26 protein-coding genes are annotated in these 23,159 nt (G+C 69.1%); 7 read left to right on the top strand and 19 right to left on the bottom strand.

Going from position 1 to position 23,159, the window contains the following annotated elements:
- Positions 1-245: 245 nt before the first annotated feature.
- The 3 genes from ACLHIH_RS11855 to ACLHIH_RS11845 all read right to left on the bottom strand — a co-directional run bounded on the left by ACLHIH_RS11855 (position 246) and on the right by ACLHIH_RS11845 (position 2,274).
- Positions 246-665: an ATP-binding cassette domain-containing protein gene (locus tag ACLHIH_RS11855; protein ID WP_411317026.1), complete on the bottom strand. Its 420-nt coding sequence runs from the start codon at positions 663-665 to the stop codon at positions 246-248.
- Positions 666-722: 57 nt separating this feature from the next.
- On the bottom strand, positions 723-1,103 hold the full coding sequence (locus ACLHIH_RS11850; RefSeq protein ID WP_411317025.1) for a hypothetical protein: 381 nt from the start codon (positions 1,101-1,103) through the stop codon (positions 723-725).
- Positions 1,104-1,317: 214 nt separating this feature from the next.
- Positions 1,318-2,274 carry an L-lactate dehydrogenase gene (locus tag ACLHIH_RS11845; RefSeq protein ID WP_411317024.1) on the bottom strand — a complete coding sequence of 319 codons (957 nt, stop codon included), beginning with the start codon at positions 2,272-2,274 and terminating at the stop codon, positions 1,318-1,320.
- Positions 2,275-2,373: 99 nt separating this feature from the next.
- Here ACLHIH_RS11845 and ACLHIH_RS11840 point away from each other — a divergent pair, with 99 nt between their 5' ends.
- Positions 2,374-2,706 carry a thiol-disulfide oxidoreductase DCC family protein gene (locus tag ACLHIH_RS11840; RefSeq protein WP_411317023.1) on the top strand — a complete coding sequence of 111 codons (333 nt, stop codon included), beginning with the start codon at positions 2,374-2,376 and terminating at the stop codon, positions 2,704-2,706.
- Positions 2,707-2,755: 49 nt separating this feature from the next.
- On the opposite strand, the gene ACLHIH_RS11835 is transcribed toward ACLHIH_RS11840, so the two are convergent.
- The 4 genes from ACLHIH_RS11835 to ACLHIH_RS11820 form a co-directional block, all read right to left on the bottom strand.
- Complete coding sequence (locus ACLHIH_RS11835) at positions 2,756-3,232, bottom strand: VanZ family protein (protein ID WP_411317022.1); 477 nt, start codon at positions 3,230-3,232, stop codon at positions 2,756-2,758.
- A gap of 29 nt (positions 3,233-3,261) precedes the next feature.
- Positions 3,262-6,426 carry an efflux RND transporter permease subunit gene (locus tag ACLHIH_RS11830; RefSeq protein WP_411317021.1) on the bottom strand — a complete coding sequence of 1,055 codons (3,165 nt, stop codon included), beginning with the start codon at positions 6,424-6,426 and terminating at the stop codon, positions 3,262-3,264.
- Between the two features lie 539 nt (positions 6,427-6,965).
- Complete coding sequence (locus tag ACLHIH_RS11825) at positions 6,966-7,118, bottom strand: hypothetical protein (RefSeq protein WP_411317020.1); 153 nt, start codon at positions 7,116-7,118, stop codon at positions 6,966-6,968.
- A gap of 219 nt (positions 7,119-7,337) precedes the next feature.
- Positions 7,338-7,916 carry a helix-turn-helix domain-containing protein gene (locus tag ACLHIH_RS11820; protein ID WP_411317019.1) on the bottom strand — a complete coding sequence of 193 codons (579 nt, stop codon included), beginning with the start codon at positions 7,914-7,916 and terminating at the stop codon, positions 7,338-7,340.
- A gap of 69 nt (positions 7,917-7,985) precedes the next feature.
- Between ACLHIH_RS11820 and ACLHIH_RS11815 the strand changes: the two genes are divergently transcribed.
- Both ACLHIH_RS11815 and ACLHIH_RS11810 read left to right on the top strand, forming a co-directional pair.
- The gene (locus ACLHIH_RS11815; protein WP_411317018.1) at positions 7,986-9,002 is read left to right on the top strand and encodes an NAD(P)/FAD-dependent oxidoreductase; all 1,017 of its coding nucleotides are present in this window, start codon (positions 7,986-7,988) and stop codon (positions 9,000-9,002) included.
- A gap of 5 nt (positions 9,003-9,007) precedes the next feature.
- Positions 9,008-9,787 (top strand): SAM-dependent methyltransferase, encoded by a 780-nt coding sequence (locus ACLHIH_RS11810; protein ID WP_411317017.1) that lies wholly within the window; start codon positions 9,008-9,010, stop codon positions 9,785-9,787.
- Positions 9,788-9,996: 209 nt separating this feature from the next.
- Here the strand turns inward: ACLHIH_RS11810 and ACLHIH_RS11805 are convergent, their stop codons facing one another.
- A complete protein-coding gene (locus tag ACLHIH_RS11805) occupies positions 9,997-10,512 on the bottom strand; it encodes a hypothetical protein (protein WP_411317016.1) in 516 nt (171 codons plus the stop codon).
- 57 nt (positions 10,513-10,569) lie between these two features.
- Positions 10,570-11,997 carry a PLP-dependent aminotransferase family protein gene (locus ACLHIH_RS11800; RefSeq protein WP_411317015.1) on the bottom strand — a complete coding sequence of 476 codons (1,428 nt, stop codon included), beginning with the start codon at positions 11,995-11,997 and terminating at the stop codon, positions 10,570-10,572.
- Between the two features lie 61 nt (positions 11,998-12,058).
- On the opposite strand from ACLHIH_RS11800, the gene ACLHIH_RS11795 reads away from it, so the two are divergent.
- A complete protein-coding gene (locus ACLHIH_RS11795) occupies positions 12,059-12,826 on the top strand; it encodes a YczE/YyaS/YitT family protein (RefSeq protein ID WP_411317014.1) in 768 nt (255 codons plus the stop codon).
- 15 nt (positions 12,827-12,841) lie between these two features.
- Here the strand turns inward: ACLHIH_RS11795 and ACLHIH_RS11790 are convergent, their stop codons facing one another.
- From ACLHIH_RS11790 to ACLHIH_RS11765, 6 genes are all read right to left on the bottom strand, one after another.
- Positions 12,842-14,044, bottom strand: coding sequence for an Ig-like domain-containing protein (locus tag ACLHIH_RS11790; protein ID WP_411317013.1), 1,203 nt, complete (start codon positions 14,042-14,044; stop codon positions 12,842-12,844).
- A gap of 204 nt (positions 14,045-14,248) precedes the next feature.
- Entirely contained in the window at positions 14,249-15,388 is a 1,140-nt protein-coding gene (locus tag ACLHIH_RS11785) for an AAA family ATPase (protein WP_411317012.1), read from the bottom strand.
- A gap of 130 nt (positions 15,389-15,518) precedes the next feature.
- A complete protein-coding gene (locus tag ACLHIH_RS11780; RefSeq protein WP_411317011.1) occupies positions 15,519-16,100 on the bottom strand; it encodes a GIY-YIG nuclease family protein in 582 nt (193 codons plus the stop codon).
- A 101-nt stretch (positions 16,101-16,201) separates the two neighbouring features.
- Positions 16,202-16,729 (bottom strand): SRPBCC family protein, encoded by a 528-nt coding sequence (locus tag ACLHIH_RS11775; protein ID WP_411317010.1) that lies wholly within the window; start codon positions 16,727-16,729, stop codon positions 16,202-16,204.
- Positions 16,726-17,076, bottom strand: a complete 351-nt coding sequence (locus tag ACLHIH_RS11770) for an ArsR/SmtB family transcription factor (RefSeq protein ID WP_411317009.1) — start codon at positions 17,074-17,076, stop codon at positions 16,726-16,728. The genes ACLHIH_RS11775 and ACLHIH_RS11770 overlap by 4 nt, the downstream gene beginning before the upstream one ends.
- A gap of 11 nt (positions 17,077-17,087) precedes the next feature.
- On the bottom strand, positions 17,088-18,257 hold the full coding sequence (locus ACLHIH_RS11765) for an NAD(P)-binding domain-containing protein (protein WP_411317008.1): 1,170 nt from the start codon (positions 18,255-18,257) through the stop codon (positions 17,088-17,090).
- Between the two features lie 159 nt (positions 18,258-18,416).
- On the opposite strand from ACLHIH_RS11765, the gene ACLHIH_RS11760 reads away from it, so the two are divergent.
- On the top strand, positions 18,417-18,674 hold the full coding sequence (locus tag ACLHIH_RS11760; protein ID WP_411317007.1) for a DUF3073 domain-containing protein: 258 nt from the start codon (positions 18,417-18,419) through the stop codon (positions 18,672-18,674).
- A gap of 209 nt (positions 18,675-18,883) precedes the next feature.
- Here ACLHIH_RS11760 and ACLHIH_RS11755 read toward each other — a convergent pair whose 3' ends face one another.
- Entirely contained in the window at positions 18,884-19,243 is a 360-nt protein-coding gene (locus tag ACLHIH_RS11755) for a DUF4190 domain-containing protein (RefSeq protein WP_411317006.1), read from the bottom strand.
- A 33-nt stretch (positions 19,244-19,276) separates the two neighbouring features.
- Complete coding sequence (gene purM, locus ACLHIH_RS11750; protein ID WP_411317005.1) at positions 19,277-20,380, bottom strand: phosphoribosylformylglycinamidine cyclo-ligase; 1,104 nt, start codon at positions 20,378-20,380, stop codon at positions 19,277-19,279.
- A gap of 86 nt (positions 20,381-20,466) precedes the next feature.
- Between purM and purF the strand changes: the two genes are divergently transcribed.
- Both purF and ACLHIH_RS11740 read left to right on the top strand, forming a co-directional pair.
- A complete protein-coding gene (gene purF / locus ACLHIH_RS11745; RefSeq protein ID WP_411317004.1) occupies positions 20,467-21,924 on the top strand; it encodes an amidophosphoribosyltransferase in 1,458 nt (485 codons plus the stop codon).
- Between the two features lie 77 nt (positions 21,925-22,001).
- Positions 22,002-22,253 (top strand): hypothetical protein, encoded by a 252-nt coding sequence (locus ACLHIH_RS11740; RefSeq protein WP_411317003.1) that lies wholly within the window; start codon positions 22,002-22,004, stop codon positions 22,251-22,253.
- A gap of 61 nt (positions 22,254-22,314) precedes the next feature.
- On the opposite strand, the gene ACLHIH_RS11735 is transcribed toward ACLHIH_RS11740, so the two are convergent.
- Both ACLHIH_RS11735 and ACLHIH_RS11730 read right to left on the bottom strand, forming a co-directional pair.
- A complete protein-coding gene (locus tag ACLHIH_RS11735) occupies positions 22,315-22,659 on the bottom strand; it encodes a hypothetical protein (RefSeq protein ID WP_411317002.1) in 345 nt (114 codons plus the stop codon).
- 94 nt (positions 22,660-22,753) lie between these two features.
- Positions 22,754-23,125: a sterol carrier family protein gene (locus tag ACLHIH_RS11730; RefSeq protein ID WP_411317001.1), complete on the bottom strand. Its 372-nt coding sequence runs from the start codon at positions 23,123-23,125 to the stop codon at positions 22,754-22,756.
- Between the last annotated feature and the right edge of the window lie 34 nt (positions 23,126-23,159).

Raw genomic sequence — 23,159 nt, 5'->3', positions numbered from 1 at the left:
CCCTTTTCTGTCTTTGGGCTGCCCTCGCACTAGCGGGCGGGATTGCCTCGATCGTCGTCGGGCATGTGTTCCGCCGAGCCCAACGCCAGGGCCAGCTGGGCGGGTCGCTAAAGGGTCGCGAAGCTGACGCCCTCCAAGCTTGCGGGATCGGAATTCACCGCCTGGAATGCGATCTTCACAGCTGTCAGGTGGCTCGTAACCGTCTGAATGATGGCTGTCGTCGCGGGGATAGTGTCTCGATGACTTCAATTACCGGTCAGAGGTGAAGGTCGCCGATTTGCCACGCTCGTCGGGCCGACGCGCCGGGGATGGCCTCCAGCAGCTCGCGCGTGTAGTCGGCGGCGGGCGCAGCCATCACTTGGGCGCTCGGCCCGGACTCGACCACGCGACCCAGGCACATCACGGCAACGTGGTCGGAGATTTGCCTGGATGACCCCGAGGTCGTGGGAGATGAACAGGTAGGTGAGGCTGAACTCGTGCTGCAGGTCGTTGAGCAGCGGCAGAATCTGCTCTTGCACTGAAACGTCGAGAGCCGACACCGGTTCGTCGAGCACGATCAGCTCCGGGCCGAGGGCGAGGGCTCGCGCTATCACCACCCGTTGGCGTTGCCCGCCCGACAGTTGGGCGGGCTTGCGCGGCCAGCGCGGGGTCGAGTCGCACGGCATCGAGCAGCGCCCTCGCCGTGTCGCGCCGCTGCGCTTTCGAGCCGAGGCGAAAAGTGCTCAGGGGCTCGGGGACTCGGGGACTCGGGGACTCGGGGACTCGGGGACGATGGTCTCGACCGTCATGGTGGGGTCGAGCGATTCGAGCAAGAGCCGGTTGATCGCGAGACTTCGCGAGGTGGCCTGGCTGTCGGACCTCGCGAGCGCCGAGTCGACGTAAAGCGTCACCGACTTGATCGAGACGTCTTCGCGCAGGGTCAGCAGGACGATGCCGAACCCGCGGCAGATCGACACAGGATAGTCGGGGATGTCGCCGAGCACGATGGGCCCCACCAGCAACAGAAGAGTGAGGTGTTGGCGGAGGGTGGAGCCGACTATGGGCAGTTCAATTGTGGCGACGACACTTATTGAGTCGGTGTGGTCGCATTTGTCGACGGTCACCGGCATGCTTGCGGCCGAGGGGGCCCAGGAAGAGCCACGACACCGGTGCACGGTGGGCGTAGTTCGCGATGATCGGCAAAGGGGGCCCGGTAGAACACGACCAAGCATCTTGTAGCCCCACGCGATCGCGCGCACCGCGGACACCTGCTTCACGTAATAGACAGAGCGCGCTTGAAAAGACTTCCTACCGGCGAAAACGAGCAGACAATCGCTTTCAGGGACTGATCGCGTTTGCTGCGTCACGAAGCGCATCGGCCGACGCGTGCAATTGCTCGAGCTCGCCGTCATCCATCGGCACATCGAGCACGCGCTCCACACCGGAGGCACCCACGATCGAGGGCACGCTCAGAGCGACGCCGTCGACACCGCGGTAGTTCTCGAGCACCGAACTCACCTGCATGATGGCGCGCTCGTCGCGCAGCACCGCCTCGACGATGCGCGCCCCCGAGAGTCCGATGGCGTAGTTGGTGGCGCCCTTGCCCGCTCTCACGCGCTCGGCGGCGTTCACGACGTCGTGGTGGATCTGCTCGAGCACGGGCTCGGTGAACACGACCTCGCCCTCGCTGTCGGTCCACTCGCGAATCGGGGTCGGTCCGATGCGGGCCCCCGACCAGAGAGCGAACTCGCTGTCGCCGTGCTCCCCCACGATGTGGGCGTGCACGCTGCTCGCCGCGATGCCGGCGCGCTCGGCGATGAGCCAGCGCAAGCGCGACGAATCGAGCGCCGTGCCCGACGAGAACACCCGGCCGGGCGGCAACTGCGCGATCTGCTGGGCGACGACGGTGAGCACATCGCACGGGTTGGTCACGAGCAAGAACACGGCGTCGGGCGCGCGCTCGAGCAACTGCGGCATGAGCGACTCGAGGATGCCCGCGTTCGTCGCCGCGAGGTCTAGCCGCGTCTGGCCCGGCTTCTGCTTCGCGCCCGCCGTGATCACCACCATGTCGGCTCCGGCCAGTGCGTCGATGTCACCGCCGCCCGTGATGTGCGACGAGCCGATGAACGGGGTGCCGTGAGCGAGGTCGAGCACCTCGGCATCCGCCTTCTCGCCGTTCACATCGAACAGGGCGACCTCGCGGGCAGACCCGCGGATGAGAGCGGCGTAGGCGAGCGACGAACCCACGCTGCCCGCGCCGACGATGGCCAGTTTGGTGGTGCCGGTGACAGTCATGGGGCCAGTGTGTCAGCGCGCGGGAGCCCGCAACAGGGACCTTCGGCCCTGCCCCGAAGGTGCGACAATGCGCGCGCGGCGGCCCACTAGCATTCGACCATGCCCACCCTGCTCTACGACGGCGACTGCGCGTTCTGCACGGCCACCGCGCGCCGGCTCCACGCCCGCGGGGGCTTCGACATCCGGGCCTGGCAGAGCGTCGACGACCTCGCCCGATGGGGCCTCACGCACGAGGAGGTGTCGAACGCCGCACACTGGATCGACGACGACGGAGTCGTGCACGGCGGCCCCGACGCGATCGCCCACGCGATGGTCGCCCGGGGCGGCGCCGCCAGAGTGGCCGGGCGCCTCATCGTGAAGCAACCCGTGCGGTTCTTCGCGCAGATCGTCTACCGCTGGGTCGCGAAGAACCGCCACCGCCTGCCGGGCTGAGCGGTCGCTGCCCGCGCCGACGCAGCGGGCCCGGTGAGGCGACAGAGGCTTACGACCTGGGCTCGGTTCGGCTCTGGTGCTCGCCGTCATACCGCTCCACCTCGGTCGACGTCGACAGGCTCCTCGCTACCCGACGCTCCCGCGCAAAGTGCACGACGTAGGCCCCGAGAACACCGCCGACGAGGTTGGCGACGACATGCAGCCATGAAGCGAAACTGCGGTCGAGGAAGAAGAACTGCGCGAGCTCGATGAGAACCGAAAACTGGAAGCAGTGGATCGGTGTCACGAGCCAGAAACGGGCTGTCGAGCATAGAGCCAGCAGAAACCCCAGCACCGCGAACATCAGCACGTTCGTCAGCAGGTCGAACCGCGCCGCCATCATCGCGTAGGCCACCAATTGCTGCACCCTCGCCCACCCCGACAGGTCGTCGGCCATCAGCAGGTCGAGAGGCACCGGCACCAGAATCGCCAAGACGCACGCGATCGCCCAGAGCACGAGCAGGGCGCGCAGCACTCCAGTCATCATCCTGGTGCGTCTCCTTCGGGCGCTGTCTTCTAGAACGTGGCCGTGGTCGACGCCTTCGCGGTATCGGCGTTCTCGGCCTCAGCCTTCGCTGCGCGGCGGTCTTCGCGCCGCTCCTTCGCCCCCTCCACGAGGTAGTAGAGGGTCGGCAACACCACGAGGGTGAGGATCGTCGACGACACGAGGCCACCGATCACGATGATCGCGAGAGGCTGCGAGATGAACCCGCCGCTGCCCGTGATGCCCGACGCGAGCGGCAGAAGCGCGAAGATCGTCGCCGCCGACGTCATCAGAATGGGCCGCAGACGACGCGACGCCCCCTCGATCACCGCTTGACCGGTCTTCAGACCACGCTCGCGGTACTGGTTGATGAGGTCGACGAGCACGATCGCGTTCGTCACCACGATTCCGATGAGCATGATCACACCGATGATCGACGGCACCCCGAGCGGAATGCCGGTCGCCACCTGCAAAATGATCGCGCCCGTCGCCGCGAACGGAATCGACACGAGCAACAGCAGCGGCTGGCGCAAGCTCTTGAAGGTGGCCACCATCACGACGTAGACGATGAGAATCGCCACGAGCAGCGCGAGACCGAGCTGCTGGAACGCGTCGTCTTGCTCGGCCGTGACCCCGCCGACCTCGGCGTTCGCACTCGCGGGCAGGTCGACGCCGTCGAGCGCCTCCGTGACCGCGGTGGATGCCGCACCCACGTCGTCGCCGTTCGGCGTGATGCTGATCGTCGCCGCGCGCACGCCCTGGATGGTCGTGATGCTCGCGGGCCCGTTGACCTCCTCGACCGTCGCGACATCCGACAGCGCGATCGGACCGGTCGCGCTCGGGATCACGAAGTCGCGCAGCTCCTCCACGGTCGTAGGGGCGTCTTCGTTGTCGATGTAGATCGAGAGGGTCGTCTCGTCGATCACGACACTGCCCACCGCGGCGGGCAGCTTCGCCTCGGCGACGATGCCTCCGACGGCGATCTCGCTCAGACCCGCGGCCGCGGCATCCGCGCGGTCCACGTCGACGGCGATGTAGGGCTGCTCGGCCGCGAGGTCGCTCGTCGCCTCGGCGGTGACGTCGAGGTCGCGCATGACGGCGAGCACCTCGTCCGACGCCGCGTTGAGGTCATCCGATCCCGTCGCCGTGATGAGAATCTCGATGTCGGATGACGCGAACCCGCTCGCCGCGGCCTCGAGCGACACTTCGCCCGCACCATCCACCTCGGCGATCCTGTCGCGCACGTCGGCCTGCAACTGCTCCTGGTCGACATCGGGGTCGGTCGTGATCGAGTAGCTGATGTCGCCGCCTCCACCGAACTGCGAGAGCAACCCGCTGCTCTGGCCGAGCGAGAGCTGCACGACATCCACACCGTCGATGTCGAGAAGCACGTCTTCGACCTGGCTCGCCGCGGCGTCTTGCTCGTCGAGACTCGTGCCGTCGGGGAGCGTCTGCGTGACGGTGAGAGTGTTCTGGCCGCTGTCGCCGATGAAGTTGGTTTTGAGGAACGGCGCGAGCGCGGCCGTGCCCCCGAGCACGAGCAGGGCGATGAGCAGGGTCGCGACGGGGCGCGCGAGAGTCCAGCGGATGACGGGCAGGTAACCCTTCTGCAGTCGCGTGACCTCCTCCTCGTGGTGCACGACCGCCTCGCCGTCGGCGGCCTCGCCTGCCCCCGCAGCCTCGACGACGGGCTTGTCGGCGTGCTTGGCGAGCTTCGGCGTGCGCAAGAACCAGTAGGCGAGCACAGGCACGATCGTGAGCGACACGAAAAGCGACGCCGCGAGCGCGATGCTCACCGTGAGGGCGAACGGACGGAAGAGCTCGCCCGTGATGTCTCCGACGAGCGCGAGCGGGAGGAACACGGCGATCGTCGTGACCGTCGACGCGGTGATCGCCGACGCGACCTCCTTGACGCCCGACGTGATCGCCACCATCTTCGACTCACCCAGAGTCAGGTGCCTCTTGATGTTCTCGATCACGACGATCGAGTCGTCGACGACGCGACCGATCGAAATCGTGAGCGCGCCGAGCGTGATGATGTTGAGCGTGTAGCCCGACGCCTGCATGCCGATGAAGGTGATGAGGATCGAGGCCGGGATCGAGATCGCGGTGACAAGCGTCGACCGCACCGACAGCAGGAACACGAGAATCACGAGGATCGCGAACACGAGCCCGAGCGCACCCTCCGTCGCGAGCGACTCGATGGACTGCTCGATGAACGGTGCCTGGTCGAACACGACCGTGAACTGGGTGTTGCTGCCGAGCGACTCCTCGAGCTCCGGAACGAGCTCCGACACCGCCTCCGACACCTGTACGGTGTTGCCCGCGGGCGTCTTCGTGACCGCGATCGTGAGCGACGGTTCACCGTTGACGCGCGAGATGCCGGTGACGGGGTCGTCGACGATGTCGACGGTCGCGACATCCGCAATCGTCACGGCGGCACCGCCCGGCGTCGTCACACCCACGAGGGGCAGAGCGCGCAGCTCGTCGGCGGAAGCGAGCCGGGTTCCCGTCTGCACGGTGAGAGTCGACCCGTCTTCGGTGATCTCGCCGGCAGGCAGAAGGGTGCCGTTGTTGTCGAGGGCGTCACGGATGTCTTGATTCGAGGCCCCCACCGCGGTGATCTCCGCGACATCGGGGGTGATCGTGACGCGCTGCGTCGCCGCGCCCAGCAGGTCGGCCTCACGAACGCCGTCGATGCCCTGGATGTCGGTGATCGTCGAACTCTCGAGCAGATTCGCGAGCTCCTCGCCCGGGAGGTCGCTCGTGACCGCGAGCTGGATCACCGGCAGGTCGTCGATGCTGCCGCTGAGAGCCTGCGGGTCGACGTCGTCGGGAAGCTGCGACGAAATGCGGTTGATCGCCTGCGTCACCCGCTGCTCGGCGATCACGATGTCAGTGCCGTACTCGAACGACGCCGACACCGTCGAGATGTTCGTGTTGGATGTCGCGGTGGTGTCTTCGAGCCCCGCAACACCCTGAATCGCCGTCTCGATCGGGATGCTCACATCCGTGTTCACCACATCGGGTGACGCACCCGGGTATGACGTGACCACCACGAGCTGCGGGAACGACACCGACGGGATGAGCTCCTGCCTCAGGTTGGTGAGGGCGAGCGAACCGAAAATGCCGACCACGATCGTGACGAGCGCGATCAGCGCGCGGTTGCGCAGGCTGAACACAGAAAGAAGATGCACCGTGAGGCTCCCGGAGGCGACGGTACGCCGCGGGTGCGGCGCACGAGCGAGAGAGCACAGCACAGTGCCCCGCGGCAAGTGTGGCACCTCGGCCTGGGAGGGGGCATCCGTCTGGAGGGGGATGTGTGCTGTGCGGGGGCGTGCGGGTGTGGGGGCGGGAATGTGCGGGTGTGCGGGCTCGCGCCGGAATGCAGGAGATCGCGAAGGGCGGGTGGAAAAACCTCCTGCAGACAGCGCGGGGACGACAAAAAGTCCTGCAGAACCGCGGCGCGGGTGGCTCGCATCCGCGTCACTGAGGCCGGCTGCGGCCCGCCTCCTCCGCCGGGATGCAGGAGTTTCCGGGGTCCAGACTGCGGTTTTCTCCTGCGAGGGGCGTTCGGGGCGCAGAAACTCCTGCACAAGCGGCGGGGATGTATTGGCGAGTAGGGGTGGCGGATGCTCGCGGAGGTTCGATTCAGCGCCGAGACGTCATTCGCGGCAAGGGGAGCTCGCGGCCCACATCCGCTGTCCTGAGCACCCTCGGCTCGCCGCTGTCGAACCTACTGAGGCAGCTTCCCGTCTGACACTTGACCTTGGAGAAGCGCCAGAGTTTTCTCCGTCGCATCACGGATGCGGTGCAGCGCACCGACGATGCTGATGCTCGCGAAAAGCACCACGAGCAGGATGGCCACGAGAAAGAAGTTGGGATCCATGCGTCCAGTCTTGCGCGTCTGACAAGCTCCGACTGCGGGGCGGTCGTTGCTACGCGATTGGTGGCCTGTCGGTTGAGCGGGCGGGAACGCAGGAGTCTGGGGGGTGCGGGGGTGCCGTTTCTCCTGCGAGGGGCGTTCGGGGCGCAGAAACTCCTGCACAACCGCGGGGACGGATGCCGCGGGGCGGGCGCTTCGGCGGGCTCCGCGACCCGGGGCGACTCAACGGCCGGCGGGGCGGGCCCTCATGTGGATGCGCTTGCCCTCCTTGCTGAAGATCGAGAGCAGCTCGACGGGCTGGTTGCCGACCGCGGTGTGCCAGTGCGGAACGCGCGTGTCGAACTCGGCGGCCTCGCCCGCACCGAGGGTCACCTCCTGCTCGCCGAGCACGAGCCGCAGACGCCCCGACAGCACGTAGACCCACTCCTGCCCGTCGTGCACCTGCGGGTGGGGAACCTCCGTGGCGCCCCCGGGGTTCGCGGGCAACGCCATCTTGTAGGTCTGCACGGGGCTCGACTCGGGCGACAGCGACTCGTAGGTCGCGCCACCCATCTTCTTGGTCACGCGCTTGACGCGCGGGTCGGGTGCCACGCGCGGCACGATGTCGTCGAGTTCGAGGCGCAGCGCCCGGGCGATCGGCACCACGAGCTCGAGGTTCGGCGCGCGCTTTCCGGCCTCAAGACGCGAGAGGGTGCTCGACGAGATCCCCGTGGTCTCCGACAGCTCGGCGAGGGTCATGCTGCGTTTCTCGCGCCAGCTCTTGAGACGGGGACCGATGAGAGAGACAACGGGGTCGGGCATGGGCGTTCCGTTCTTGCCGTTTCGGCACCGATAGTTGCTGAGAGTGTAGCGCAGGGGCACGCTGAAGGCATGACGAACGACGACCTCTCCTCCGCAGCATCCGCCCCCATCTCCGCCGAGCACTGGGACGTGATCATCATCGGCGGCGGCACCGCGGGCTTGAGTGCCGCGCTGATCCTCGCGCGGGCGCGCCGCCGCGTGCTCGTGCTCGACGCGCAGCAGCCGCGCAACCGGTTCGCCCCGCACATGCACGGCGTGCTGAGCCGCGACGGATACTCCCCCCTCGACCTCGTCGCCGACGGCTACCGCGAGGTGCGCGCGGTCGACGGCGTGATCGTGAACGCGAGCGTCACCGAGACCCGCGTTATCGACGACGGCTTCGAGGTCGTGACCGACGGCGGAGACCGCGCGACCGGCCGCCGCCTCATCGTGGCGACCGGCATCCGCGACGTCATGCCCGACGTGCCCGGGCTCGCCGAGCAGTGGGGTCGAGGCGTGGTCGCGTGCCCCTATTGCGACGGATACGAGGCGCGCGATCGCGCGATCGGGGTGCTCGCGTCATCCGTCGCCGGGCTGCACAAGGCGCACATGCTGCGGTCGTATTCGAGCACCGTGACGGCGTTCACGGCGTTGGCCGGGCCGGTTCCCGAGACCGATCGCCTGATTCTCGAGGAGCGCGGCATCGTTCTGGATGACCGCGCCGTCACGCGCGTGGTCACCGACGGCGACACGATCACCGGGCTTGAACTCGCCGACGGCACGGTCGCGCCGGTCGACGTCGTCTTCGCCGAACCCAGCCCCGTCGCGCTCGACGAACCGCTGCGGCAGCTCGGCGCAGACCGCACCGACGGCTCCTTCGGCCCGTGGACGACCGTCGACGCCTTCGGGCGCACGAGCGTCACCGGCGTCTGGGCGGTCGGCAACGCGGGCAACCCCGGGGCGCTCGTTCCCATCGCGGCGGGGTCGGGGGCCATGGCGGCGCTCGCGATCAACGGGGAGTTCATCGCCGAGGATGTCGCGGCCGCGACCGAGAGGGTCGCCGCGGCATCCGCGGGCGTCGGCACTCCTGCCGCGGTGGGACACTGACGACCATGGATCAGACGCATGAACACGACGAGCACGATCGCTCGCACGGCCAGGCGCACGGGCAGCAGTCGCACGGCCACGCGAACGGCCACGCGCACGGCCAGGCGAACGGTCACGGCGACCCGACCGGCATGAACCCGGAGGGCGTCACCGATCCCGCCGAGTTCTGGGAGGCCCGCTACGTCGCCAACCGCGGCGAGCGCGGGCAGGTGTGGAGCGGACGCGTGAACGCGGCGGTCGAGCGCGAGGTTGCGGAGCTCACCCCCGGTTCGGCCCTCGAACTCGGCAGCGGGGAGGGCGGCGACGCCCTATGGCTGGCCGCCCACGGGTGGACGGTCACGGCCCTCGACATCTCGGCGACCGCCCTCGCGGTGGGAGCAGCGAAGGCCACGCATGACGGACTCGGCGACCGCATCACCTGGGTGCAGGCAGACCTCGCGGCGTGGCATCCGACGGGCGAGTTCGACCTCGTGACGGCGGCGTTTCTGCACTCCCCCGTCGAGTTGCCCCGCGACGACATTCTGCGCCGGGCGGCGTCGGCGGTCGCCCCGGGCGGGCGGTTGCTCGTGGTCGGGCACGGGGCGTTTCCGCCGTGGTCGAGCCACCGCGAGCACGATCACGACGCGCTCCCGCTGCCCACGGCAGACGACGTGCTCGCGTCGCTCACGCTCCCCGACGGGTGGACCGTCGAGACGTGCGCGCAGGTCGACCGCGAGGTCACCGGGCCGGACGGCGAGCGCGTGACCCTCGTCGACGCGGTGCTTCGGGTGCGGCGCGGGGTGTAGCGGGGCGGGGTCTAGCGGGGCGGGGTGCGGCAGGGCGGCGGGATTGCAGGAGAAACGGGGTCCGAGCACGAAGTGCAGGACAAATAGTCACCCTCGGACCGGAAACTCCTGCCTTCGCGACAGGCTCGCCCGCAGCATCCCGCACCTACAGCCGCTGCAACCGCCGCCACAGCCGCAGCCGCAGCCGCAGCCGCAGCCGCAGCCCTACCTCAGGGCCCGAACGTGATGTTCGTGAACGCGGCCGCCATCGCGCCGACCGTCACCCACATCGACACGATCGTGCCGAGCACGGTGACCAGGATCGCGACCCACATCGGCGCAAACCCGGTGCCGGAGCGGCGGTGGACGATGATCGAGCGTCCGATCACGTAGACGAGGCCTCCGAGGAAGGTCCACGCCCAGTGGAACGGGCGGTCGACGTCGCGACGCTTGAGCTCGCGCCAGTCGAAGAACGCGAGCAGCACCGAGCCGAGCCACACCACGAGGCTCACCCCCTGCAGGGCGAGGTAGCCGGGGTCGAAGAGGTAGGTCGGCATGGCCGTCGTCGACATCGACGAGTCGATGACCTCGGTCATGTAGCCCTCCACATCCCACAGCAGCAGGGGGAGCAGCACGAGCAGCGGCGCGAAGACGATGGCCCAGATGTAGGGCGTCGAGACCGAGGTTCCCTCCGGCACCGGCCGAGGGCCGGGAGGGGTGTTGCGGTAGACGTTGGGGTCGGTCACGAGGTCTCCTCAGGGGTCGCGGGCGCGTCGAGCCTAGCGGTCAGCGGTGTCGGGCGATCACACGACGTCGGCGAGCAGCGCGTCGCGCTGAGGGAACGGATGTCTGCCGAGACCCGTCCACGCCCGCGAAAGCGCAGCGACCGCGGCATCCGTCTCGCCCTCGGAGTAGCAGAAAGGTACGCGCAAGAACCTCTCGAACGCGCCGTCGATGCCGAACCGGGGGCCGGATGCGAGCAGCAGACCCTCAGAGCGGGCCGCGATGGTGAGCTGCGAACTGACCGCCGCACCGAGCCCCACCCACGTGGTGAGACCGCCGGTGACGTGTGGCACGGTCCACTCGGGAAACGCGTCGCCGAGCGCACGCTCGAGCCGCGTGCGCCCCGCCGCGAGGTGGTCGCGCCGCACCGCGAGGATCTCGTCGTACTCCCCGAGCATCTCGGCCGCGATGAGCTGCTCGAGCACGGGGGTGCCGAGGTCGCCCGCGGACCGCGCCCGCACGAGGCGGTCGATGAGGTCGGGTTCGGCGCGGATCCAGCCGATGCGCACCCCGCCCCACACGGTCTTGCCGAGCGAACCGACGAGCACCGCGGGGCCGTAGGCGGCGAGCGGCAGCGGCTGGTCGACCTCGTCGATCGCGAGCTCGGCCATGGTCTCGTCGGCGACGACGACCGTTCCGTTGCGGGAGGCGAGCGCGAGCATCCGTTCGCGTTGGTCGGCGGGCATCACGCGCCCGGTCGGGTTGTGGAAGTCGGGCATGACGTAGGCGAGCGCCGGGCTCGAGCGGTTGAGCGCTTGCTCGAGGCCGTCGACATCCCACCCCGCGTCGCTCGTGACCCCGACCGGAACGAGCCGCGCCCCCGCACCGCGCAGGGCGTCGAACGCGTGGGGGTAGCTCGGCGACTCCACGAGGGCGCGGTCGCCGCGGCCCAGGATCACGCGACTCAGGAGGGCGATCGCGTGTTGAGCGCCGATCGTGACCATGATCTGGTCGGCGTCTGTCGGCAGTCCACGCGCGGCGAAGCGGTCGGCGATCGCCTGCCGCACGCGCGGCAGACCCACGGGATCGAAGCCCGACTCGCCCAGGTAGGCGGGGAGGTCGCGTGCGGCCCGCACCGCGGCATCCGCGAGCCTCGGGATCGCCGGCATGGTCGCCTTGCTGAAGTCGAGAAAGCCGCTACTCGCCCCCTCGATCGGCGCCGGGGCGTGCGTGGGCATGCGCGCGACGCTGCCCGAACCGCGCACGCTCTCGAGGTGGCCCGACTCGCGCAGCGCCGTGTAGGTCGCCGTGATCGTGGTGCGACTGACCCCGAGCCTGGCCGCGAGATCGCGTTCGGCGGGCAGCCGCGAGCCGACCGGAATGCGTCCGTCGACCACGAGAAGTCGGATGCGGTCGGCGAGCGCCTGATAGGCGGGAGCGGTCGAGCGCCACTGGGTGAGCAGGGCGTCGAGGGCCCTCGCGGACACGGTCACAGCACCGGTAGCCATAAGGCCACAGTAGCCAAAGTGGACTCTTGTCGTAAGGCCAATGTGGAGATTGGCTTGGCTCATGCCCCTTCTGCTTGTGCGCCGCATCCTCCAACTGCTCGTCGGACTGTTCTTCTACGGTTTCGCCATCGCCATGATGGTGCGCGCGGGAATCGGCGCCTCGCCGTGGGACGTGCTGAGCCAAGGCATCGCCCTGCAGACCACCCTCTCGTTCGGGCTCGTCACCAACCTCGTCGGCGCCGCGGTGCTGCTACTGTGGATCCCCATCCGCCAGCGCCCCGGCATCGGCACCGTCGCCAACGTGCTCATCATCGGACCGAGCGCCGAAGTCGGGCTCGCGGTGCTCCCCCACCCTCCCGAGCTGTGGATGTCGGCGCTCCTCTTCGCGGGCGGACTCGCCCTCCTCGCCCTCGCGACCGGTCTCTACCTCGGCGCTCGCTTCGGCCCGGGCCCCCGCGACGGGCTCATGACCGGCATCCACCGGCGATGGGGCGTTCCGCTGTGGATCGTGCGCACCGCCATCGAAGGAACGGTGCTCGCAATCGGGTGGGCGCTCGGCGGGGTCGTCGGCGTGGGCACGCTCGCGTTCGCGCTGCTCATCGGGCCGATGGTGGGGCGCACGATCCCGTGGTTCGCGGTGCCGGAGGTTGGTGGGGTGGGTGCGCGCGGGGCGAGGGCGCGTGGGGCGAGGGCGACGGGTGCGGGCGCGGGCGCGGGCGCGGGCGTGGCGCTCGGCGCAGACATCCGTGGTGCAGGAGTTTCCGTTGAAGACGCACCTCTCGCAGGAGGATCTGCGCCCCCGACCGCAGAAACTCCTGCAATCCGGTGACGGAAGGAGTTGCGGCTACAGCGGGCGGACAGCGTCTGCGGACGCGACACCCTGCCGACGCAGACGCATGTTGAGCAGCAGGAGCAGGCCACCGACGAGCAGCAGACCGACGCCGAGCTCGACACCGCCCTCAGCGGCGGCACCGGTCGCGGCCAGTGTCGGCGCGCCTGAGCCAGCCGGGTCGACGGCTGCAGCGGACACGACGGAGAAGCTGTGCTCTTCCGACGGCGGAGAGACTTCCAACGCGAATCCGGCAAATTCGACGTGGGCGGCCGAAACCACATAGGACCCAGCCGGGAGAGGCCACTCGATGCTCCAGGTTCCGTCTGCCGCCACCGAAGCACCGACCGGTTCGTAGGGAAGGTCGCCCTCGAAAAGCGCTTCGTCGACCGCCCGTTGCGTTGCCTCGTCGGTCGCCTCGAAGTTAGGAGAGACCGAAGTATTCGGCGTCCCTGTGCCCGAGAACACAACGGTGTCGCCCTGAACCACTGCGCCGTCGCTGGGCGACTCGATGGTCGGCGCAGGAAGCATCGAGGGCACTGTGATCGTGACCTCGCCCGGCAACAGGTCGGCCCCGTCTGCGTCGGTCCCCGTGACGGTGATGGTGGCGGTGCCGGGGTCATCGATCCCGAAGGGTATGTAGAAACGCCAATCACCCCTGGGCCCGACGATCTGTGAGGAGAAAGCCCCGTTGAGCGCCGTCGACACAGCGGATCCGACGGGAGCGGTGCCGGTGACCAGAACGATGCGAGACTCTGTCGTCGCGCCATCCGTCGGCGACGTGATGACGATCTCGCCTGCGGGAGCGGGTGCGGGCGGCACGACGGGCTCCTCGGGCAGCACCACGTCGAGCACGATCGTGTCGGGCTCGGGGTCGAGCGGGTTGTCGGGGTCGACCTGAACGATCGTGATCTCTTGGGCGACTTCGGCCTCCGGCGCGAAAGTCACCGGGAGAGTCCAGCCGCCGCTCGTCTCGACGATCGCTGCCCCGAGAACGGTGCCGTCCGCGGTCTCGGCTCCGATGCCTGCGCCCGCAGTGCCGGTGCCGGTGATGTCGAAGGCGCGTGACTCGACGGTGCTGCCGTCGGCGGGCGACACGATCGCGAGGGTGCCGAGCGCCGCCTGCGCGGGAGCGGCAACCAGAAGAGCCCCTCCCAGAGAGAGCGCGGCGGCAGCAGACGTGGCGACCACGCGGCGCCAGAACGGTTTCTTCGACATGGCGTCCTTGCTGAGAGATACGGGCGAGAAGTCGGATGCCCGCGGCAACGGTTGCACCCGACCGCAGGGCTCGGGATCGCAGTGAAGAAACTGATCAACCGTCACTGAACGACCCTTGCTCGGAGAGTAGCAGCGCGTCGGGCCAGCTCAGGGGGGTTCTTTGTCTCGATCTGGAAACGGTCGTGACCCGACCGGACTGACCGACTACCGCGAAGGCCACTTCCACGCGGGCTGGTCGAGCAGGTCACGCCCGGCGACCACCGTCTCGCCGTTGCGCTTCTCGAGCTCGTGCCGCAACGCGCCCTGGCCTGCAAGGGCGTCGACGAGCGGCGCCGCGTGCGACACCACGACGATCTGCGAGTCGCTCGACGCCCCGGCGATGAGCTCGGCGAGAGGCTCGAGCAGTGACGGGTGCAGGCTCGTCTCGGGCTCGTTGAGCACGAGGAGCGGGGCGGGGCGCGGGCTCAGGAGGGCGGCGACCCACACGAGGTAGCGGAGGGTTCCGTCAGAGAGTTCGGGCGCCGTCAACGGTCGCAGCAACCCCGGCTGCCGCAAGCCGAGGCTCAACCCGCCGTCGGCCGGCGTGAGCGTGAGCCGGCTGCCCGGAAAGGCCGCCGAGATCGCGTCGTCGAGCCGATCGGGGTCGCCGAGCTCGCGCACCGTCTGCAGTGCGGCGGCGAGGTCCGCGCCGTCACCCGAGAGCACGGGGGTGCGAGTGGCGACGGGCGACCGCCGGGCGGGGGCGTCGGCATCCGTTCTCACCGAGTCGTAGAACCGCCACGACCGCAGGATGTCGCGGAGCGTGAGCAGCTCGGGAGCGGTCGCCGGGTCGGCGACCTCGCCGAGCACACTCGCCCACGGCGGCAGGGACCGCTCGTGCCGCCTCCACCCCTCGTCGCCGCGCAACCGCACGAGCGAGTTCTGGCGCTCGGTGAGCAGGGTCGCGGGGCGGAGGATCGGCCCGCTCCACACGCTCTCGGCCTTGATCTCGGGGTCGTCGTTGAACATCGTGTGCGCCGACGGTGTCGGGATGCCGAAATCGATCGCGTAGCCGAAGCCGTCGTCGTCGCTCGCGAACCCGAGCTTGAGCGCGATCGGGGTGGAGCGTTTGCCTGCGCCGCCGCCGGGCCGCTCCGGCCCCGCCCAGAGGGTCGACGCGAGACCCCCCTCGCGAGCCAGGGCAGCGATGGCGCCGTCGCGGGCCGTCGCCGCGAGCAGGCGGAGCGAGCGGTAGAGGCTCGACTTGCCGCTGCCGTTCGCGCCCGTGATCACGGTGAGCTGTTCGAGCGGAACGACCAGATTGCAGAGGGAACGGTAGCCGGCGACGGCGAGGGTGGTCAGCATGCGGCGAGCCTAGGGGGCAGGGGTGACAGTGGCGCGGGCGGTGGGGCGAGGCGGCGAGATGGCGAGGCGGCGAGGCGGCGAGGTGGCGAGGCGGCGGAAAGGGAGGCCGGCCAGGCGACAGCGACCGCCGCTACCCCCGCAGCGCGAGCCGTTCGCTGCGCCACCGCGCGTACAGCGCCCACGGGTCGCTCACCCCCGCGGCGAGCGCCACCACGTGCGCGTCGAGCTCGTCGCTGCGCTCGAACCACTCGGTGCGGGGGATGCGCCACGACGCGAACTGCGCGTGGCGCCGCTGCTCGAGCATCCGATCTCCGAGCTCGAAGGCGAGCACCTCGTCGTAGGGCAGCGCCTGAAATCGCACGCGAGGATTGCCCGACGTGCCGATCTTGATGCGGTCGCCGAACCGCACGTAGTAGACGACATCCACCCGCGCCGAGGTGGCGTGCCCGTCGGACGCCGCGCCGTCGGGCGTCTCGCCGTAGCGCCACTCGCAGATCGCACACATCCATCCGGAGCGGAATTGCACCCCCAACCGCGACCCGCACGCGAGGCACGGCGACGGCAGCAGGTCGGTGACGCCCAGCTCGCCGACCACCCAGTCGTGCGCCTCGAGCAAGTGGCGGATGCACGCGGCGAACGGCGCGGCGTCGTCGACCGGCGCGGCGCACACCGTGCCGTCGCCGCGAACCACTTCGCACGTGCGCGCACCCATTCCCGCAGAATACGGGCAGCCGCTGACGTCGAGCGGAGCGGGCCGGAGCGGGCCGGGGCGGGGGTGCTCGCCGACCCCGCTACCCCGCCCTTACCCTTCCCCTACCCCGCCAGGATCTCGTCGACCTGGCCGAGCGCCTCGCGCATCCCCTCTTCCATGCCCATCTCGACCATCTGGTCGAGCTGCTCGAGTGAGTCGAACTTCGACGAGACCGTCATGACCGTCTTCCCCGATCCGGCGCTGTCGCCCGACTCGCCGCCATCAGCCGAACCGCCCGCGCGCTCGATCACCACGGCACCGTGGGTCGAGCCGAGGTCGCCCGTGGGGCTGCCGTTCTCGTCGGCGAACCCGTCGTCGAACTCGAAGAGGTGCGGGGCGTCGACATCCGTGATCAGCCACCAGCCGTGCATCTTCTCGCCGTCGGGGCCGGTCATGTAATAGTGCGATTGCGTTCCCACGACGGCCTCGTGCTTGACGAAGGTCGCGGGGTAGGTCGGCGGACCCCACCAGCGCTCGAGCTGGCGCGGGTCCTCCCAGATCTGCCACACGCGCTCGACGCTCGCGTCGAACTCGCACACGAACGTGAGGGTCAGGGCCTCGGGGTCTTTCGTTGAACTGATGACGGTCATGATTCCGTTCCTCCTTCGGGGCCGGAGAGCAGGTCTCCGATTCGGGCGGCGCGGTCGCGCCATATCTGTTCGTATGCGTCGAGGAGTGTCGCGGCTTTGCGAAGGACCTCGGCATTGCCGTGCACGAGTTGCTCCCTTCCTCGACGCTCCTTCGTGACGAGCGAGGCCCGCTCGAGCACGGCGACATGTTTCTGCACGGCGGCGAAACTCATGTCGTAGTGCTGCGCGAGCTCCGACACGGACGCCGCGCGCGCCATCGTCTTGCTCACGATGTCGCGGCGCGTCGCATGCGCCAGCGCCTGGAAGATGCGGTCCACCTCGGTGTCGCTCAATTCATATACAACCATTTGGTTGCACGTTAGCGGTGTCGGATGCTCGCGCGCAAGCGTTCTCGCGAGACCCTCTTCCGCGCGCCGGGCCACTCCGCGCGCGAACCGTCCCGGTGCAGAGCCGCAACCACGTGCCGCGCCACCGACCGACCGGCCCGGTTGGCGCCGATCGTCGACGCGCTCGGGCCGTAGCCGGCGAAGAACACGCGGGGGTCGGATTCCGACACCCCGTTGCGCACGCGCAACCCGCCCGCCGCCTCCCGCAGCCCGAGCGGCGCGAGGTGACGCACCTCGGGCCGGAACCCGGTCGCCCACACGATCGCGTCGGCGCGATGCAGGGTGCCGTCAGGCAGCAGCACGCCCTCCGGTTCGATGCGCGTGAACATGGGGTAGGCGACCAGCACACCCCGATCGATGCCTGCCGCGATGCGTCTCGTGGTCGCGATGCCCGTGCCGCTCACGATGCTCGGAAGCGGGCGCCCCTCCCGCGCCGCCTCGTCTTGCATCCGCACCGCCGCGAGTCGGCCCTCGAGGTCGTCGTCGCCGGGCGCGAGAAACTGCACCGGTCGACGCGTCACCCAGAGCAGGTCGGATGCGTGCCGCTCCAGTTCGAGCAGAAACCCGACCGCCGACGTTCCGCCGCCCACCACCACGACGCTCTGTCCGGCGAAGTCGAACGCCGAGCGGTAGTCGGCGGTGTGCACGTGGCGCCCCGCGAACGTGGAGTAGCCGGGGTAGTAGGGCATGAACGGCGATCCCCAGGTGCCCGACGCGTTGACGACGACATCCGCCACCACCTCGTGGTCGCCGTCGTCGTCGGTGAAGGCCACGACGAGGTCGTCGCGTTCGTCGACGACCGAGGTGACGGTCGCGGGGCGGTGCACCTGGAGCCCGAAATGCTCTTCGTATCGCGCGTAGTAGTCGGCGACGACGGTCTTCGCCGGCGCCTTGCGGTCGGCGGTCTCGAAGCTCAGGCCGAGCTCCGACATGCCGGGGAGGTCGTTGATGCGGTGGGCCGTTCCGATGCGCAGATCGCTCCACCGGTGCTGCCAGGCACCGCCCGCACCGGGACCGCGATCGAGGGTGAGCATGTCGTGCGCGGGCGAAAGCCCGAGACGCTGGAGAAAGTAGGTCACGGCGAGCCCAGCCTGCCCCGCACCGATGACGACGACCTCGCGGCGGGGCAACTCGAAGGGCACGAGCCCACGATAGTGCCCCACATTTGAAGCGGCCGCGAGACTGTGAACGACGGCCGGGATGACCGGTCAGTGGTGCTAAAGTGACGGTAGATTTTAGCTTTCCTGTTGGCCACTGCCCCGCGCCGTCTGCGCTCGGCTGCAATCGTAAGGGGGTCACCCATGGGACGCGGTCGCCAGAAGGCAAAGCACACCAAGGTTGCCCGTGAGCTGAAGTATTTCAGCCCGAACACCAATTACAACGCCCTCGAGCGTGAACTGACGCACCCGTCAGACGCCGAGCCGGACTACGAAGACAAGTGGGCCGACACCGTTGCTGCCCCCGAGCCCGACGAGGCGGATGATTCCGCCGACGACCTCTACGTCGACCGCTGGGCTGTCGACACCGACGACGACGCACCGGAGTCGAAGAGCGCCTAGGCGCTAGTGCGGGCGCGGCACGCCGCGCCCGTCATCCGGCTGCCCTCGGCGGCCTGACTCCCCGTGCGCAACCCCGCGCCGCCGATTGTCCGTCGTTTCCGCGAGCGGCCGTCGTATCCGACGTACGCTCGCGGAAATTGCGTTCATTCGGGGCGGGTTGTGCGCGCGGCGGCGGGTAGCGCGCGGCGAGGGGTGGCGCGCGGCGAGGGTCAGGCGGTGAAGCTGCCGGTGTCGAGGAGGTAGGGGATGAGCGCGAAGAGCGGCACCCCGATGAAGGCGATGAGCAGCAGGGTGAGCACGATCGTCACCACGAGGATCGCGATGTTGATCCAGATGCCCGCGATCGCGAACCCGCGACCGGCCGGCTCACGCTTGAGACCGAGCAGGCCGAGGATGAACCCGATGATCGGCACGATGAAAGTGAACCCGAGAAAGAACGAGGCGATCCCGATGACGAGGCTCGCGATGCTGAGACCGCGGGGCGGCTGCGCGCCGTACGCCTCGGGCCGATAGGCCGGCCCCGAGGGCTGCTGATACGGGTTCTGGTTCGGGATCTGCTGGTCGGCCATGGGTCCACGGTATCTGTCTGCGGCGACCGCAGCCTACGAATAGGTGCCGACGAGTTTCACGGCCCCGCCGTCGACACCCTTGGCCCCCTGCTCGAACCCGTCGAGCGGATGCGCCGCGGTCGAGACCGAACCGACCGCCCACGAGCGGATGCCTGCGGCCCCGAGCGTCGCGACGACCGCGTCGGCGGCGCGAGCGTCGACGACCGCGAACATCCCGATCCCGAGGTTCCAGGTGCCCTCGACACTCTCGAGCGTGAACGACCCCATCTCGGCGAGAGTCTGGAACACGGGCGCGGGCGACCACGTCGACCGTTCCACCTCGACCCACGAGCCGAGCGGCAGCACGCGCGCGAGGTTCGCGGCGATCCCGCCGCCGGTCACGTGGCTGAGCGAGTGGATGGCGCCCGGATGCTGCGCGATCGTGTCGAGCAGCGGCGTCGTGTAGAGGCGCGTCGGCTCGAGCAGCACCTCGCCGACCATTCCCCCGAGGTCGTCGGAGTGCGCCGTGAACTCGAGGCCCGCGGTGCGGAGGATGCTGCGCACGAGGGAGAACCCGTTGCTGTGGAGCCCCGACGATTCCATCGCCACGACGACGTCGCCGTCGCCCACGCGGTCGGCTCCGAGCAACTCGTCGGCTTCGACGGCCCCGACCGCCGCGCCCGCGACGTCGTAGTCGTCGGGCCCGAGGAGGCCGGGGTGCTCGGCGGTCTCGCCGCCGACGAGAGCGGTTCCGGTGGCGGAGCATCCGCGGGCGATCCCCGCGACGATGTCGGCGATGCGGGCGGGCTCGACCCGGCCGCACGCGATGTAGTCGGTCATGATGAGCGGTTTCGCGCCCACCACCACGATGTCGTCGACGACCATGCCGACGAGGTCGATGCCGATCGTGTCGTGCTTGTCGATCGCCTGGGCGATGGCGACCTTGGTTCCGACCCCGTCGGTGGATGTCGCGAGCAGGGGTTTGCGAAACTCCTTCAGAAACGACACGTCGAAGAGGCCGGCGAAACCGCCGACACCGCCGACGACCCCCGGGCCGTGAGTGGCCGACACGGCCGACTTCATGAGTTCGACGGCGAGGTCGCCCGCGGCGGTGTCGACACCGGCGTCGCGGTAGCTGTTCGTGGGGGTCTCAGTCACCCGACCAGCGTAGCGGCGGGGGTATGCGAAACTATTCGAGGCCCACTCGGACCGATCCCCTTACTCTCTGGAGCATCCGCCTCAGCATGTGCGGCATTGTCGGCATCGTTTCTTCGGAACCCGCCAACCAACTCGTCTACGACAGCCTCCTCCTTCTGCAGCACCGCGGACAGGACTCGACCGGCATCGCCACCGCCGACGGGCGCACCTTCCACATGGTGAAGGCCCGGGGTCAGGTGCGCGAGGCGTTCCGCACGCGCGACATGCGCAACCTGCCCGGAACGATGGGCCTCGGCCACGTGCGATACGCGACGCGGGGAACCGCCGCCAACGAGCAGGAGTCGCAGCCGTTCTACGTCAACGCGCCCTACGGCATCGTTCTCGTGCACAACGGCAACCTCACCAACACGCGCGAGCTCACGCAAGAACTGTTCGACATCGACCGCCGCCACCTCAACACGGCGAGCGACACCGAGCTGCTCGTCAACGTGCTCGCGCACGAACTGCAGCAGCAGGTCTCCGGTCGCGACCTCGACCCCTCGCAGCTCTTCGCCGCCGTGAGCCGCGTGCACGAGCGCGTCGAAGGCTCCTACGCGACGATCGCGCTCATCCCCGGCCACGGTCTGCTCGCGTTCCGCGACCCCTACGGCATCCGCCCGCTCGTGCTCGGGCGGCGCCCCCGCGGCATGGTCGGGTATGAGTGGGTCGTGGCATCCGAGTCCCTCGTTCTCGAGAGCGGCGGATACGAGATGGTGCGCGACATCGCTCCCGGCGAGGCCGTGTTCATCGCGCTCGACGGCGAGATGAGCTCGCAGCAGTGCGCCGCCAACCCGCGCCTCGTGCCGTGCTCGTTCGAGTACGTCTACCTCGCCCGGCCCGACTCGGTGATGAACGGCATCTCGGTCTACGACGCGCGGCTGCGTCTCGGCGACCGTCTCGCCGACACGATCGCCAAGTTCACGCCGATGGGCGACATCGACGTGGTCATGCCGATCCCCGACTCGTCGCGCCCCGCCGCGATGCAAGTGGCACAGAAGCTCGGCATCGAATACCGCGAGGGGTTCTACAAGAACCGCTACGTCGGCCGCACCTTCATCATGCCCGGGCAAGCGGAGCGCAAGAAGAGCGTCAAGCAGAAGCTCAACGCGATGAGCTCGGAGTTCAAGGGCAAGAACATCCTCATCGTCGACGACTCGATCGTGCGCGGCACGACCTCGAAGGAGATCGTCGAGATGGCGCGCCAGGCCGGCGCCAACAAGGTGACCTTCACCTCGGCCGCTCCCCCGGTGCGTTTTCCGCACGTCTACGGCATCAACATGCCGACGCGCGCCGAACTGGTGGCGCACAACCGCAAGATCCCCGAGATCGCGCGCGAACTCGGATCCGACTACCTCATCTACCAGGAGGTGGCCGACATGGAGTCGGCCATTCTCGAGGGTTCGGATGTGACGTCGCTCGAGATGAGCTGCTTCACGGGCGACTACGTGACCGGATCGGTGACCCCCGAGTACCTCGACTGGGTGGAGCGCAACCAGCTGAGCTGAGCTCGCGAAACCGGCTCTTGACCGCTCACGCGAGGGGGAGCATAATTCGGTCGTCGCACTCAACCAATGGGGGTCTCGTGCCGAACACTTTCACGCTTGCGCAACCCGCCGCCGCAAACGCCTCAGGGAGCCGAGCGCTCCGCACCACCGCCGTCTTGTTGACCGTCGCCGCCGTCTCGGTGGGGCTCGCGCTGTTCGCGATCACCGGCGATCTCGCGCCGGTCGTCGTGACCGCGCCGCTCGCCGGGCTCGCGGCCATCGCCTTCTACCTGCACCTCGTGCTCGAGGCCGCGGCGAGCCGCAGCCACCCGGTGATCGCGCGACACTGACGCGGCGCGGGCACTCTCGACCCCGACGCGGCTCGCGCACTCTCGACGCTGACGCGGCCCGTCAGTCTTCGAGGTCTCCCTCGACCTCTTCGGGCTCGGCGTCGACCGTGGTGCGCTCGGCGGTGAGCTCTTTCGCGCGCTTCGACGCGACGGCGTCGAGGATGATGGCGACGAGCCCGCCGAGCAGGGCGCCGGCCGGAACGGTGATGAGCGCGAAATAGCCGAACAGCGCTCCGAAGCCCACGAGAGGGTCGGTCGGGAAGAGCCCCGTCACGATGAACGTGACGATCGCCGCGAGACCCGCGCCGAGCACGATGAACCGCGGGTAGCGGGGTGCACGCCGCACGCTCACGCGGTCTTCGCTCGTCACACCTCGCGGGTCGGCATCCGGTTCGGGGGCAGTCATGCGTCCATTCTCTCGGATGCAGGCGGGAGTCGCCTGCGCGCCGAAAGCCGGCTGTGGGCCGAGAGTCGCCGCCACGGTCGGCGGCCGGGCTCGCCTACGACGGAGCGCGCTGCCCGACGATGGGCAATTGCGCCGAGAGGTCCGCGCGCGAACCCGACGCCGAGACACGACCCGCGCCGACGGCGGCCGGCCAGTCGAGCGACCCGGTCGCGAGCGCGAGGAAGGTCGTGGCATCCGTTTCGACGACGTTCGGCGGGGTTCCGCGCGTGTGGGTCGGGCCCTCGATGCACTGCACGGCGCCGTAGGGCGGAACCCGCACCTCGACGGTGTTGCCCGGAGCGTTCTCGGCGAGAACCTGGAGGAGGTATCGCACGGCCACCGCGGTCGTGTCGTCGTCGGCGCCCGGCTCGAGCGAACGTCGCACCGCCGCGTCGCCGACGGGGGCGGCGATTTTGCTTCTAGCCATGGTTCAACGCTAACAACACCCCCACTAACCTTGC

Source organism: Marisediminicola sp. LYQ134, from assembly GCF_046599635.1.
In the GTDB taxonomy this organism is placed as follows: domain Bacteria; phylum Actinomycetota; class Actinomycetes; order Actinomycetales; family Microbacteriaceae; genus Marisediminicola.
This window is presented reverse-complemented; position numbering and strand designations above follow the sequence as displayed.